General features: G+C 68.0%; 11 protein-coding genes. 3 read left to right on the top strand and 8 right to left on the bottom strand.

Annotated elements, in window-relative coordinates:
* Positions 1–232 precede the first annotated feature (232 nt).
* Positions 233–601, bottom strand: coding sequence for an Rv2175c family DNA-binding protein (locus NFL01S_RS24380; protein WP_062978637.1), 369 nt, complete (start codon positions 599–601; stop codon positions 233–235).
* A gap of 141 nt (positions 602–742) precedes the next feature.
* Between NFL01S_RS24380 and pknB the strand changes: the two genes are divergently transcribed.
* On the top strand, positions 743–2,656 hold the full coding sequence (gene pknB / locus NFL01S_RS24375) for a Stk1 family PASTA domain-containing Ser/Thr kinase (RefSeq protein ID WP_062978636.1): 1,914 nt from the start codon (positions 743–745) through the stop codon (positions 2,654–2,656).
* A gap of 284 nt (positions 2,657–2,940) precedes the next feature.
* Here pknB and NFL01S_RS24370 read toward each other — a convergent pair whose 3' ends face one another.
* Positions 2,941–4,326, bottom strand: a complete 1,386-nt coding sequence (locus NFL01S_RS24370) for a class II 3-deoxy-7-phosphoheptulonate synthase (protein ID WP_062978635.1) — start codon at positions 4,324–4,326, stop codon at positions 2,941–2,943.
* Positions 4,327–4,452: 126 nt separating this feature from the next.
* Between NFL01S_RS24370 and NFL01S_RS24365 the strand changes: the two genes are divergently transcribed.
* Positions 4,453–4,941, top strand: coding sequence for a polyadenylate-specific 3'-exoribonuclease AS (locus tag NFL01S_RS24365; RefSeq protein WP_062978634.1), 489 nt, complete (start codon positions 4,453–4,455; stop codon positions 4,939–4,941).
* A 247-nt stretch (positions 4,942–5,188) separates the two neighbouring features.
* Here NFL01S_RS24365 and qcrB read toward each other — a convergent pair whose 3' ends face one another.
* The 4 genes from qcrB to ctaE all read right to left on the bottom strand — a co-directional run bounded on the left by qcrB (position 5,189) and on the right by ctaE (position 9,670).
* Positions 5,189–6,829, bottom strand: a complete 1,641-nt coding sequence (gene qcrB / locus NFL01S_RS24360) for a cytochrome bc1 complex cytochrome b subunit (protein WP_062978633.1) — start codon at positions 6,827–6,829, stop codon at positions 5,189–5,191.
* Positions 6,826–7,974, bottom strand: a complete 1,149-nt coding sequence (gene qcrA / locus NFL01S_RS24355) for a cytochrome bc1 complex Rieske iron-sulfur subunit (RefSeq protein WP_062978783.1) — start codon at positions 7,972–7,974, stop codon at positions 6,826–6,828. Before qcrA ends, qcrB begins: the two co-directional genes overlap by 4 nt.
* A 102-nt stretch (positions 7,975–8,076) precedes the next feature.
* Positions 8,077–8,940 (bottom strand): cytochrome bc1 complex diheme cytochrome c subunit, encoded by an 864-nt coding sequence (gene qcrC / locus NFL01S_RS24350; RefSeq protein ID WP_084493204.1) that lies wholly within the window; start codon positions 8,938–8,940, stop codon positions 8,077–8,079.
* 121 nt (positions 8,941–9,061) lie between these two features.
* Positions 9,062–9,670 (bottom strand): aa3-type cytochrome oxidase subunit III, encoded by a 609-nt coding sequence (gene ctaE / locus NFL01S_RS24345; protein WP_062978631.1) that lies wholly within the window; start codon positions 9,668–9,670, stop codon positions 9,062–9,064.
* Between the two features lie 512 nt (positions 9,671–10,182).
* Between ctaE and trpD the strand changes: the two genes are divergently transcribed.
* On the top strand, positions 10,183–11,241 hold the full coding sequence (gene trpD / locus NFL01S_RS24340; RefSeq protein WP_062978782.1) for an anthranilate phosphoribosyltransferase: 1,059 nt from the start codon (positions 10,183–10,185) through the stop codon (positions 11,239–11,241).
* Positions 11,242–11,458: 217 nt separating this feature from the next.
* Here trpD and NFL01S_RS24335 read toward each other — a convergent pair whose 3' ends face one another.
* A complete protein-coding gene (locus NFL01S_RS24335; protein ID WP_062978630.1) occupies positions 11,459–11,734 on the bottom strand; it encodes an Lrp/AsnC family transcriptional regulator in 276 nt (91 codons plus the stop codon).
* Between the two features lie 823 nt (positions 11,735–12,557).
* Positions 12,558–14,333: a DEDD exonuclease domain-containing protein gene (locus NFL01S_RS24330; protein WP_062978781.1), complete on the bottom strand. Its 1,776-nt coding sequence runs from the start codon at positions 14,331–14,333 to the stop codon at positions 12,558–12,560.
* Between the last annotated feature and the right edge of the window lie 63 nt (positions 14,334–14,396).

Here is a 14,396-nt window from a genome sequence, read left to right as displayed (position 1 = left end):
CAGACTGCGCCGGCGGGTCACCGATACCCGTCGGCGCGCGACACTGACCGGCAGTCTCGGCGTGATCGTTGCCGATTCTGCGCCGGCGACGCGAAGGGTGACCGACCGGCGTACCGGCCACGGGCGGCCCGCGGAAGACCGAAGACTGCACCTCCGATCGGGAAGTGCGCTGGTCCCCGGCTGCGGTGACCGGCGTTGCCGCTTCTACGACCACGGAGTGGAGAGGCAGTGGTCAGAACGGATCGGCGGCGGCGCGGCGCAGCACCTCACGGGCCAGCGGGCCGTGCAACGCCTCTACCGGTTTACCGGGCAGTGTGTCGTCGTCGGTGAAGATCCATTCCAGAATCTCCTCGTCGGTGTACTTGGCGTCACGCATCACCGTGATCAGGCCCGGCAGGGATTTCAGTACCGCACCCGTTTCGTCGAAGAAGATCTCCGGGATCCCCACGACGCGGTCCCGGCGGACCGCGAGCAACTGGTTGTCCCGCAGCATCTGGTGCACCCGGGTCACCACGACACCCAGGTTCTTCGCGACATCGGGTAGCGAGAGCAGCGGTACCGAGGCGGGCAGGACATCGGCACTGCAAGGAAAGGTACTCACGGAAGACAACCGTAGACGGCGGTCGCTTGCACGCCGTGAGACACCCGCACCGGTTCGGCCGATAACATGTGGGAGCCGCAGCGGCGGCGACCGTGTGGACGCGGTACGAGGGTGGAGAGGTTCGTGACAGCCGGAGGAGAATTGATCGGCGCCGTACTGGATCGGCGCTACCGGATCGACGCGCCGATCGCCCGGGGCGGGATGTCGATGGTGTTCCGGGGTGTGGACACGCGGCTCGGCCGGCAGGTCGCCATCAAGGTGATGGACCCCAAGTTCGCCGGTGATCCGCAGTTCCTGACCCGGTTCGAGTTCGAGGCCCGCGCGGTGGCCGGGCTGAAACACCCCTCCCTCGTCGAGGTGTACGACCAGGGTGTGGACGGCGAGTACCCGTTCCTCGTGATGGAATTGGTCCAGGGCGGGACGCTGCGCGAACTGCTGCGCGAACGCGGGCCCATGCCGCCGCATGCGGTCCGCGCCGTCGCCGAACCGGTGCTGGCCGCGATCGGGGTCGCCCATGCGGCCGGTCTGGTGCATCGCGATGTGAAACCGGAGAATGTGCTCATCTCCGACGCCGGCGACGTCAAGATCGCCGATTTCGGGTTGGTCCGCGCCGTCGCAGCCGCCAATACCACCTCCGCAAGCGTCATCCTGGGTACTGCGGCCTATCTCTCGCCCGAACAGGTCACCAGCGGTAGCGCCGACGCCCGCAGTGATGTGTACGCATTCGGCATCCTGATCTTCGAACTCCTCACCGGCAAGGTGCCGTTCACCGGTGACAATTCGCTCTCGGTGGCCTACCAGCGGGTCGAGAACGATGTTCCGAGCCCGAGCGAGTTCATCGCCGGGGTGCCGCCCGAATTCGACCGGCTGGTAGCCCGCGCGACCGCCCGCGAACCCGGGCACCGGTTCGCCGATGCCACGGAAATGGTGGCCGAACTACGATCCATTGCCGCGCGGCTGAACCTGCCCGACTATCGGGTTCCCGCGCCGCAGGATTCGGCGGAGCACACCAGCGCCCGTCATCCCGTCGCCCGCCCGGCGCCCGAGCCCGTCGCGGCGCAGGGCCCGCAACCGACTCGGATGGTGACCACGGCGCAGCCACGAAACGAACCTCCGCCGCCGGCCTACATTCCGCCGCAACGCCCCACCCAGTACAACTCCTTCCGGGAAAGTCACGCCGCCAAGCGCCGCAACGGAATCATCTGGACGGCCGCGGTGGTGGTGTTGACACTGCTGGTCGGGATCGGCGGCTGGTGGCTGGGGATGGGTCGCTACAACTCGGTGCCCTCGGTCGCCGGGATGACAGTCGAACAAGCCACCGCCGAACTCCAGGAGGCCGGATTCGAGACCGGGACCAGGGACAAGGCTTCCGATACCGTGCCCGTCGGTGGTGTGGTGGGCACGGATCCGGGGCCGGGCGCTCGCGAGACCAAAGGCTCGACCGTCGATATCCTGGTGTCCAGCGGTAAACCGGAGGTGCCCGCGGTCTCCCCCGGTGCCGACTGGGACGAGGTCCAGCAACTGATCCGCGATCAGGGCCTGCAACCGGTGGACGCGGGCGAGGTCGCCAGCACCGCACCCGAGGGCACTCTGGCCCGGATCGATCCCGCACCCGGCACCGTGCTTCCCGCGGGCGCGCACGTCCAGGTCTGGAAGAGCAATGGATCCGAACCGGTCCAGCTACCCGATCTCCGCGCCGAGACCCCGGATCAGGCCCGCAAGAAACTCGCGGACCTCGGTCTCACCGTCGCCGGTGAGCAGCAGGTCTACGACGAACTGGTAGAGGTGGGCCGCGTTATCGGCACCGAACCCGGCGTCGGCACCACCGTCGACGCCGGTTCCTCGGTCACCCTGCTGATCTCCGAGGCGGTGACCATGCCGTCGGTGGTGGGCAAATCCGTCAGCGAGGCCCGCCGCACGTTGGAAGGGCTGGGTCTGCAGGTCGAGGTGCGTCAGTTCGCACCGCTGGATTCCTCGGTCGTGATCTCGCAGCGTCCCGCGGCCAACGCGAACGTCGAATCCGGCGCCGCGGTGTCGCTGGTCGCGGTGCCGTAGTTTCGCGCGCAGGCGCGCTTGAAGTCCGCTGGATCCGGATCCCTCGCTGAAGTGGGCGCGACCGCCCGCCGACTCCGGTTCGGCGGGGGCGCCGAACCGGCATACTCGACCGGTATGCCCGCAACTGGGTGCCGCTCTTCGAGGGCGACGCGGAATGGGCCGCCGTCGCCCTTTGCGTGCATCGGTCACCCACGGGTCGACGGTCGGCTCGAACGGTCATGTTGATCCGGCAGCGACACACGTCCGCCGGGACCGAGTTTCTCCCGCCGAAGGTTCCGCAGGAACTATCGCAGCATCTCGGCGACGAGGAAGGACAGCTCCAGCGACTGCTGCGTATTGAGGCGGGGATCGCAGGCCGTTTCGTAGCGGCCGGAAAGGTCCAGATCCGAGATGTCCTGGGCTCCGCCGAGGCATTCGGTGACGTCTTCGCCGGTGAGTTCGATATGCAGGCCACCCGGGTGAGTACCGAGGGCGTGGTGCACCTCGAAGAACCCCTGGACTTCGTCGACGATCCGGTCGAAATGGCGGGTTTTGAACCCGGTGGACGATTCGTGGGTGTTGCCGTGCATCGGATCGCACTGCCAGATCACCTGATGGCCCGTGGCCTGCACCTTCTCCACGATCGCCGGCAGTACCTCGCGGACATTCGTATTGCCCATCCGGGAGACCAGCGTCAACCGGCCGGGCTCGTTGTTCGGGTCGAGCCGTTCCACGTACTCCACCGCCTGCGCCGGGGTGGTCTTCGGGCCGATCTTCAGGCCGATCGGGTTGGCGAGGAGTTCGGCGAACGCGATATGCGCGCCGTCGAGCTGGCGAGTGCGTTCCCCGATCCACAGGAAATGCGCGGACAGATCGTAGAGCACCGGATCGCCCGCGGAGTTCTCGGCCAGGCGCAGCATGGCGCGTTCGTAGTCCAGCACCAGCGCCTCGTGCGACGCGTAGATGCGGGCCGATTTGAGGCTGGGGTCGTTGACCCGGCACGCGGTCATGAACCGCAGGCCACGATCGATCTCCTCGGCCAGCGCCTCGTAGCGGGCACCGGCCGGCGACTGGGCCACGAAATCCCGGTTCCAGTCGTGCACCCGGTGCAGATCCGCCATACCCGCGCTGGTGAGCGCCCGCACCAGGTTCATCGCCGCGCTCGCATTGGCGTAGGCGCGCACCAGGCGCGACGGATCGTGCTGACGTACACCGGCCTCGGCAACCAGTGAATTGACCATATCGCCGCGATAGGACTTCAAACCGAGCGCGTCGGTATCGGCGGAGCGGGGCTTGGCGTACTGACCGGCGATCCGCGCGACCTTCACCACCGGCAGGCTGGCGCCGTAGGTGAGCACGACGGCCATCTGCAGCAACGTCCGCAGGTTGCCGCGGATATGCGGTTCGGTGTTGTCGGCGAAAGTTTCCGCGCAGTCCCCGCCCTGCATGAGGAAAGCCTCGCCGCGCGCGACATCGGCGAGCTGCTCACGCAGCTCGTCCACCTCGGCGGGCAGGCAGATCGGCGGCACACTCTCCAGCACCGTCCGCATGTCCGCCGCCTGGTCGGCGTCCCAGGACGGTTGCTGCAGAGCCGGCCGTGCCAACGCGTCGTCGAGCCGTTTACGCAGTTCGGCGGGCAACGGCGGCAGCTCGGGCAAACGGTCGATGGGTACGTCGACGGTCCAATTCACCAGTTCAGGATAAGTGGTGGCCGATCCCGGGATATTTCCGGAGGTGTTTCCGGGCGCACCCCGGCCCGTCGCCGGGCACAACTAAGCTCGGTGCGTTCTGTCGACCACCGAGGAGACCCGCCGATTTTGAGGTATTTCTACGATTCGGAGTTCATCGAGGACGGTCGCGTGATCGATCTCGTATCGATCGGCGTCGTCTGTGAGGACGGACGAGAGTTCTATGCCGTCTCCTCGGAGTTCGATGCCGGTCGGGCCGGGCCCTGGGTGAGCAAACATGTCCTGCCGAAGCTGCCCCCGCAGACGTCGCCGCTGTGGCGGACCCGGGCGCAGATCCGGGAAGAGCTGCACCGGTTCCTGGTACCCCGCGCGACCGTGCAGCCCGAGATGTGGGCGTGGGTGGGTGCCTACGACCATGTGGTCCTGTGCCAGCTGTGGGGTTCGATGGTGGACCTACCGCCCGACCTGCCCCGCTATACGAACGAGCTGCGGCAGCACTGGGAGGCGCACGGCCGCCCGGAGTTGCCGCCGCCGCCGCGTGACGCGCACGACGCCCTGGCCGATGCCCGGCACAACCTCGCCAAATTCGAGGCGATCGAGGCAGCTCGGCGCCGCTGACCCGCAGCGCCGGCTCACCGAGCCGTGGGCGCTCCGGAAGTCGCCGGCGGCGGCGGTTACCGCGGCGAACAGGCAGACCACGACGCGGGGATATGGGCGCCCTGCGTCGGCGGATGCCGCTGGTCTGCGCGAGCTGAGCACGCATCCGGGCCCCGGCCTCCGTCCGTCACCGGCACCGGAAACGCCGATGGCGCCCCCGGAAGATTTCCGAGGGCGCCATCGGGCGCTAGTGCGAACCGACCGCAGGTCAGTGTTCGTGCTGCCCGTTCGAGCGTGCGTCGTCCTGCACTCGTTTCAGGATGGCCAGCTGCCGATGCTCCTCTTCCAGTTCGGTCGCGAAATGCTGTTCGCTCTCCGCAGGGGGATCGGGCCGCAGGAAGCTACCGGTGCCCGGCTGACCGGCCGACCCCAGCTGGTTCATCTTCTTGGGCACCACCGCACCCTGGTATTCCAGCGGCAGCGGGTGGCCGTGGTCGTCGACCGGGCCCAGCGGCTGGTGCACCTCGATGTACTCACCGTGCGGCAGGCGCTTGATCACACCGGTCTCGATACCGTGCTCCAGCACCGCCCGGTCGCTGCGCTGCAGGCCGATGCAGAACCGGTAGGCCAGGAAATACGCGATCGGCGGTCCGAGCAGCAGACCGATACGACCGATCCAGGTCGTCGCGTTCAACGAGATATCGAACTTGAGCGCGATGATGTCGTTGACGCAGGACAGCGTGAGCACCACATAGAAGGTGATCGCCATGGCGCCGATCGCCGTGCGGACCGGGACGTCACGCGGACGCTGCAGCAGATTGTGCCGGGCGGTATCACCCGTGAGCTTCTTCTCGATCCACGGGTAGGCGATGAGGACCACGAACACGAGCCCCATGACCAATGCCACCCAGAAGGCCGCGGGCACGGTGTACCGGCCCAGATACAGCTCCCAGGGCGGCATCAGACGGGCCATACCGTCGGTCCACATCATGTAGAAGTCCGGCTGCGAGCCGGCCGACACCTGTGACGGGTTGTACGGACCCAGGTTCCAGATCGGGTTGATCTGCAACAACCCGCCCATGAGGGCGACGAAACCGAGGGTGAAGGCGAAGAACGCGCCCTGGTCCGCGGCGAATACCGGGACGATCCGGGAACCGACCACATTGTTCTCGGTGCGGCCCGGGCCGGGGAACTGGGTGTGCTTCTGATACCAGACGATCGCCACGTGCGCGGCGATGAGTGCCAGCATGATGCCCGGCAACAACAGCACATGCGCGATGTACAGACGCGGCACGATGATGTCGCCGGGGAAATCGCCACCGAACATCAGCCAGTGCAGCCAGGTGCCGACCACTGGGACGCCGATGGTGATACCGGAGAACGCGGCACGCAGACCGGTTCCGGAGAGCAGGTCGTCCGGCAGGGAGTAGCCGAAGAAGCCCTCGAACATGGCCAGGATCAGCAGCAGCGAGCCGATCACCCAGTTCGCTTCACGCGGTTTGCGGAATGCGCCGGTGAAGAAGATGCGGAACAGGTGGATGATGATCGACGCCGCGAACAGCAGCGCCGCCCAGTGGTGCACCTGCCGGACGAACAGGCCGCCGCGCACCTCGAAGGAGATGTTCAGCGCGGTCTCGTAGGCCCGCGACATCCCGACACCGCGCAGCGGCTGGTAGGCGCCGTCGTAGGTGACATGCGCCATCGACGGATCGAAGTACAGCGTCAGGTACACACCCGACAGCAGCAGGATGATGAACGCGTACAGCGCGATCTCACCCAGCAGGAACGACCAATGGGTGGGGAACACCTTGTTGATCGATCGCTTCATGAAGGCGGCGGCACGATACCGCTCGTCGATTTCGTTGGCTTGTGCCGCGAGCTTGCGGCCGGTAGCCGTTCCAGCACTCATGATCGACGCTCCCAGAAGGCCGGGCCGAGGGGTTCGATGAAGTCACCGTTGGCGACCAGGTACCCCTCTGAGTTTACGGTGATCGGCAGCTGCGGTAGCGCCCGGGCGGCCGGACCGAAGATCGGTTTGCCCCATTCGGTCGCGGAGAACTGCGACTGATGGCACGGGCACAGAATCCGGTTGGTCTGCTGCTCGAACAGCGAGGTCGGGCAGCCGAGGTGGGTGCAGATCTTCGAGTAGGCGAAGTAATCGCCGAAGTTGAAGCTCTCCTGGCCCTTACGTTTGATCGCGTTCTTCGCGTCCTCGGGCCGCAGGCGGATGAGCATCACGGAGTTGCGGATACCGCGCAGCGACTGCAGGGTCGCATGCTCGTCACCACGCCAGGATTCCTTCCACGGGAACACGGTCTCCATGGCGCCCGCGTCGAGGTCCTCGGGGCGGACCAGCACGATGTCCTGCGGACGGCCGGTATCGCGGCGGATGTAGATGGTCTCGCCCTCGTAGTCGGGGGTCCAGCCGGACACCCACAGCGGCGATTTATCGCCCTTGGCCCACGGGTTCTTCACCATACCGCCGACGAACACCAGCAGTGCACCGATACCCAGCACGCCGACGCCGGCGCCGGCGGTACGTGTGATCAGCTTGCGGCGGCCCAGGGTGGAGGTCTCGCCGGCGTCGGACAGCTGCGCGGCCAGCGTGCGCCGGTCGACCTCACTGGACTTGCCGTCGTGCCGGTCCTGGACCGACAGCTCCGCGGGAATGAACTTCTTACGGATCAGCACCACGGCGATACCGATGGCCAGGATCGAGATACCGAAGGTCAGACCGTACAGCGGCGTGGTGAGCGAATAGATGCCGTGACCGGAGTCGTCTTTGCCCTTGTACTCCCAGGGCCAGAACAGGAACACACCCACCAGGGCGGCCGCGGCCAGACCGGAGATCGCGAACCACATCGCAACCTGCCGCTCGGCGCGTTTCTCCGCGCGGGTACCCGGCACCGGCCAGCGTTCCCGCCGGTAGGCGACCTCGACGCCGTCCCGCGCGGTGCCGAGCTCGACCAGCTCGTCACGCGACATCGCGTCCAGTTCGGCCTCGGTCGGTTCCGCCGGGGTCGCGGCCGCGGAATCTTTGTCCAGGCGACCCATCTCGTTTCGCTCCTGTTCTTCACTCATGGCTGAGGCCCTTCCACTGGGGCATGCCCGGCCGTGCGCCGCAGGTACGGCGGACGGCACCGGATACCGGCCCGATCATGTCCGGGATCCGATCCAGATCGCGGCACCGACAACCGCCACGATGCCGATCACCCAGATGGCGAGGCCCTCGGTGGCGGGACCGAAACCACCCAGACCCCAGCCGCCGGGATCCTTCGCTTCGGCGGCGTCCTTGACATAGGCGATGATGTCGCGCTTCTCCTCCGGCGTGAGCTGCCGGTCGGAGAACTTCGGCATATTCTGCGGGCCGGTGAGCATCGCGGTGTAGATCTGCTGCTCGGAGGCCGGGTCCAGCGGCGGAGCGAACTTACCCGAGGAAAGGGCGCCGCCACGGCCGGTGAAGTTGTGGCAGGAGGCGCAGTTCATCCGGAACAGTTCGCTACCGCGGCCGATATCGTCGCCACGCAGCGATTCCTGGGCGATCTCGCCGTTGGCGTCGCGGATCACGGTCGGACCGCCACCGTTGGCGGCGACATAGGCGCCGATCGCGTCGGTCTGGTGGGCGTCGAACTTCGGAGGTTTGCGTTCGGCCTGCGCTTCGTTGCGGACCATCGGCATACGCCCGGAGGACACCTGGAAGTACACGGCCGCTTCGCCCACACCGATCAGGCTGGGGCCACGGTCCGGCACACCCTGCAGGTTGGCGCCGTGACAGGTGATGCATGAGGTCTCGTACAGCTGCTGGCCCTCGCGGATCAACGCCACCGAATCCTCGTTCGCCGTGGCGACCTGGGGCTCAGGGGTGAGCGCAGAGGCGAGGAATCCGGCTCCGACGAGGCCCACCATGAGCGCGAGACCGCCCGCGATCCGTCGGCGGACGCGGCGCTGCCTGCGCTTCTTGCTGGCCTCGCCGTGCCCACCGCTGGCGGGCGCTGGCGCTGTCGGGGGCGATGAACTCATCTGTGTCCCTTTGGAGTAGACGGAACCGTGGTCGGCAGTGTGGCATTGTGCGCCCGAGCTACGCCTGCGTGGTCACGCTGCGCTACCTCCTTCGGCGCTGACGCTCGGACGCTGTCCGGCGTCACTGGATGAAATAGATCACGGCGAACAGCCCGATCCAGACGATGTCGACGAAGTGCCAGTAGTACGAGACGACGATCGCGGCGGTGGCCTGCGCGGGCGTGAACTTGCTCATCTTGGTACGCGCGAGCAGGAACAGGAAGGCGATCAGACCGCCGATGACGTGCAGACCGTGGAAACCGGTGGTGATGTAGAACACCGATCCGTAGGCACTGCTCGAGATCGACGTGCCGTGGTCGACCAAGTGGATGTACTCGTACGCCTGGCCCAGTACGAAGAACAGACCCATGAAGAAGGTCAGGGTGTACCAGCGGCGCAGCCCGAACACATCACCGCGCTCGGCCGCGAACACACCCATCTGGCAGGTGAACGACGAGGCGATCAGCACTGCGGTGACCGGGATGGCCAAGCCGAGGTTCAACTCGGTCGGCGGCATGGGCCATTCGGGCGCCTGACTGCGCGCGACAAAGTACATCGCGAAGAGGCCGGCGAAGAACATCAGCTCGCTGGACAGCCAGATGATGGTACCGACGCTGACCATGTTGGGCCGGTTCAGCGAATGCACACGCTGGGTTATGGCCGATCCTGAGGTACCTACTGCGGTCGTCACGGGGTAAGTATGACTCTTCGTAGTACGACAGTCGAAGTCGGGTTCCCCTCTTGATCTTTTGTGTCGGGATTCACCGGCTCAGCACGTCTCTCGCACCGACCCGGCGCGTCGGAGGCTCCGGCGCCGGAGCGACCGGCGAACCTGCACAGATACCGGCCCCGGCCGGTCGGAAACCCGAACGCCACACATATTGGCAGCCGTCACCCGATCGTGATCAGCCATGGGGCTCGACCTTCGTTTCCGCTCGGATCCGGGCAGCCGGCACCCGGCGGCCTCCCCCGTGTGCATCTCAGGCCGGTCCGGATGCGCTGCGGCCGACGGCAACCGCCCCGCACAGGACTCCCTATCCGGTCCGGTGCCGCGCGCCCGCGCTATCGGAACCCCGGCGGGGCATCTGCGCCGATCGAGATCCGGTCCCGCCCGCGGCCGGCGCTGCGCCACCGGACGCTGCGCACATTAGGGTGTTCCATGACCGTTCGGTCACCGGTAATCGGCGCGACGAGGAGATAGAGATGAGCGTGCGCAGCTGGCCCCAGATGCTCGGGGCCCTCGCCGACGGACACGACCTCACCGCGGACGATACGACCTGGGTGATCGACGAAATCTTCACCGACAACTCCACCGCCGCGCAGATCGCCGCCTTCGGCGTGGCCATGAAGATCAAAGGCCCCACCCCCACCGAACTGTCGGGTATGGCGCGCGGCATGCTCGGCCACGCGCGCCTGGTGAAGATCGACGGCGACGCCGTCGATATCGTCGGCACCGGCGGCGACCGGTCGGGGTCGGTGAATATTTCCACGATGTCCGCGGTCGTGGTCGCCGCGGCCGGTGTGCCGGTGGTCAAGCACGGTAACCGGGCCGCGTCCTCCAAGAGCGGCGGCGCGGATGTGCTGGAAGCGCTCGGCGTGAAACTCGCCCTCGGCCCGGAATCGGTGGCCCGCTGCGTGCGCGAGGTGGGGATCGGGTTCTGCTTCGCCTCCCTGTTCCACTCGGGACTGCGGTTCGCCGGTCCGGCCCGTAAGGAAATCGGGATCCCGACTGTTTTCAACGTGCTGGGCCCGCTCACCAACCCGGCCCAGCCGCGCGCCGGGCTGGTCGGCTGCGCGTTTCCCGATCTGCTGGAGACCATCGCCGGCGTTTTCGCCAACCGCGGGGCCGGGGCGCTGGTGGTACGCGGACACGACGGCCTGGACGAGATCACCACCTCGGATACCACCGACGCCTACGTGGTGGCCGGCGGCCGGGTCCGGAAAACGGTGATCGACCCGGTGCGACTCGGTATCCCCCGGGTTCCGCTGGATGCGCTGCGCGGCGGCGATGCGCAGGTCAACGCACAGGTCGCCCGGGATGTTTTCGCGGGCGATCCGGGTGCGGTACGCGATGCCGTCCTCGTCAACTCGGCGGCCGCGATCACCGCCTACGATCTGTCCCGTGGCGCGGAACTCAACGGTGACCTCGACGATCACCTCATCTCCGGGATCGAACGCGCCGCCGCCGCCCTCGACAACGGCGCGGCCGCGGCTCTCCTGGACCGCTGGGCCGCGCTCACCCGAACTCTCGGCGAGGCCTGAACCGCGCTCCGGCTACGACCGTCGGCACCGGGTGGCGGCACGGTGATCCGGTCCGGTAACGGCTCCCGATTCCGCGGGGCTCCGCTCTACAGGCCGGCTCGGACGCGGCGCGCGAACGTGTCGACGGAGTCGGTCGGGCAGGCCGCAGATGTTCCTGGATGTACCGGGACGGAGGAGGCAGTCCCCGGCCGCACCGGAGCTCCCCGGCGAGTAACTCTCACTCTCCGATGGAGAACCCGGCCTCGACATCCGCGCTCGAATAGGATTTGAACGCGATATGGGTCACGGTGCGCTGCACCCCGGCAACCTTGTCGATCCGCCCGGTGACCACCTCGGCCACCTGTTCGTGGTCGCGCACCCGCACCAGCGCAATCAGGTCGACATCGCCCGCACACGAATACACCTCGGCGACGCCCTCGGTATCGGCCACCGCCTGCGCGGTCTCCGGGATGCGCCCATTGTCGGCCTGGATCAGAACGATCGCGGTAATCATGCCAACAGCCTAAGCACCTCCGGCCCGCGCCGCCTGCGGCAGCGCCACCGACCGTCCCGGGAAGCCCGGCGCTCGGTCGACCGCCCTCCGCGGCGGGCCGAGGAACGGGTCCCGCCCGCCCCGCTGCAACTATTCACGGTGCGATAGCGGCCGGGTTTCCTGTGCGGGCCCTGCCCCTGCGCATTGCCGCCGCAACGGACCGCAGGCAGTCCGCGAGCACCTGGCCGGTGGCCGGCTCACGCCGGTCTGCGCCCGCCGGCCGGTCCGCCGCCGGGCAGGACACGGACGTGCCAGGTCCGGCCGCATATGCTTCGGACGGCACGAGGTGGCCCCGCGGCACCGATTCGGAAAATTTCGCGAAACATCGGCTTACCGCATGCCGCCCGAACGACGAGCCATCGGCCCAGTGCGCGCCGAATGGCGCATGTGCGGACGCAGCGGGCGGAGATCGACTGGGGTGAGTTCCACGCCCGGAGGGAGCATTTGCGGCCTCCGATCGGCCGGTTCCGGCACACGACCGGCCGAAGAGATACCCCGCCGAGGCACGCGACCGTGCCGCGGGCAGCCGTACACCGGCATTCGACACCGCTGCGCTGCCCAGGCGGCAAGCGGCGGCGCGTACCTCGAGATCGTGGGTGCCCAGACGTCGGTGACGTATCCCGCTGCGGGAGCAGGCAGGTCCATCAGGAGCTTCGGGCCGGCTCGGGCCCCGCTCATCGGTACTGGACTGCTCACCTGATGCCGTGTCCGCCGCAGAGTCGGCACCAGGTGACCTGGTCGGCGGCGATGCAGGACCCCCGGCCGGAGCTTGGAGCCCGGCCGGCTACCCGCGCTCCTCGGTATAGGACCGGCCGTCCCGCGTCGCATCGGCTGCGGCATCGGCTGCGTCGGCCCACGCGACCCAGCGGGCAGCGCCGCGGGCGGGTTCTGCGTAGCCGTCGGCCGTCCGCACGATTCGCACTCCGGGGCGTTCCAGCCAGCGCACGATCACCCCGGCCTCCTCCGGTGGGGCACCACGCAGCGGCGGAAAATGTGGCCGGGTATCGGCCAGTGGTAATTCTGCGTGGTCCGGCGGCCCACCTGCCGGCCGTATCGTCTGGGCGGCGGCCACGATCTGTTCGACCACCGGCATCGGTGGGGTGCCGCGGCGGGCGGTTCCGGCGCCGGCGAGGCGGCCGTAGCGGATCACCGCGAATTCCCAGCCCCCGCAGCCGTCGGGGTGCGCGGTGATCAATTCCGGAATCCGGGCCAGCGCGGCCAGGCGCTGGGTGCGGTGCAGGGCGCGGATCACGGCGGCCAGGCGGTCGCGCAGGCGGGCGGCGGATTCGTACTGTTCGGAGGTCGCGTACTTCTCGATCCGGGCCAGCATGTGACGGATCGCCGCGTCGTCGGTGCCGGCGAAGAGTGCTCGTGCGGCCGCGGCTGCCGGGGCGTAGTCGGCGGCGGTGCGGGGTGCCTCGGCCGCCGCGGAGCAGCCACCGAGCGTTTCCGGCGTACAGGTGTGCAGTGCCGTGCGCGCGAGTTTGGTGGTACACGTGCGCAGCCCGCAGTATTCGGCGAGGGTGGCGGCGATATCCGCGGCGGCGGCCCGCGCATGGAACGGGCCGACCGCCGGACCGGCCGGGTCGCGGACCACAGTGAGCCGGGGAAACGCCTCCCCGCTGAGCGCGACCCACCAGGCCCGCTTGGGGAATTTGGACCGGCGGTTGTAGGGCGGTGCATGCGCGGCCAGCAGCCGCAGTTCCCGGACCCCGGCCTCCAGACCGTGCGCGCACACGACATGGTCGACCCGGGTGGCCAGCCGGACCATCTCCTTGATCCGGCCGCGGGTTTCCGAACCGGTGAAGTAGCTGCGGACCCGGCGCCGCAGATTCACCGCGGTCCCGATATAGAGGACTTCGTCCGACGGTCCGCGGAACAGATACACACCGGGCGCGGTGGGCAGGTCGACGGCGAGGGCGCGTTTGGCGCGTTGACCGGCGGTCACATCGGGCAGATAGTCGATCAGTTCGGGGAGACTGTGCACTCCTTGATTACCGACCCGGCCGATGAGCGCATGGAGGACGTCCACGGTGGCGCGCGCATCGTCGAGCGCCCGGTGGGTCGGTGTCGTACTCGCCCCGAGTAGCTGCGCCAGGTAGCCGAGCCGTACCGAGGGTGCCTCGTCGCGGCCGAGTACCCGCCGCGCGAGTCGAACCGTGCACACGACCTGCGGCCGGGGCCACGGCGTTTCGCAGCGTGCCGCCGCGGCCTTCAGGAAGCCGATATCGAAGCGGGCATTGTGCGCGACGAGCACCGCCCCGGCCGCGAACTCCAGGAACCCGGGCAGGACCGCTTCGATGGTGGGCGCCGCCCGCACCATCGCCGTGGTGATTCCGGTGATCTGGACGACCGCGGGCGGGATGGCCTGCCCCGGATCCACGAGCGTGGCGAATTCGCCGAGAACCTCGCCGCCACGCACCTTTACGGCGCCGATTTCGGTGATGGCGTCGTCGGCGGGGCTGGTACCGGTGGTTTCCAGGTCGACGACCACGAAAGTGGTGTCGTAGAGCGGGGTATCGAGCTGATCGAATGCCAGCTGCCGGGCGTGCAGCGGCATCGATTCGGACACGGCGAGCAGAGTACTGGCGGGGCCCGACAAGTTCGGCGATACCGGACCGGG

The organism is Nocardia flavorosea NBRC 108225, from assembly GCF_001613385.1.
GTDB lineage: Bacteria > Actinomycetota > Actinomycetes > Mycobacteriales > Mycobacteriaceae > Nocardia > Nocardia flavorosea.
The sequence above is the reverse complement of the archived record's forward strand: the minus strand, read 5'-3'. Positions and strand labels throughout refer to the sequence as shown.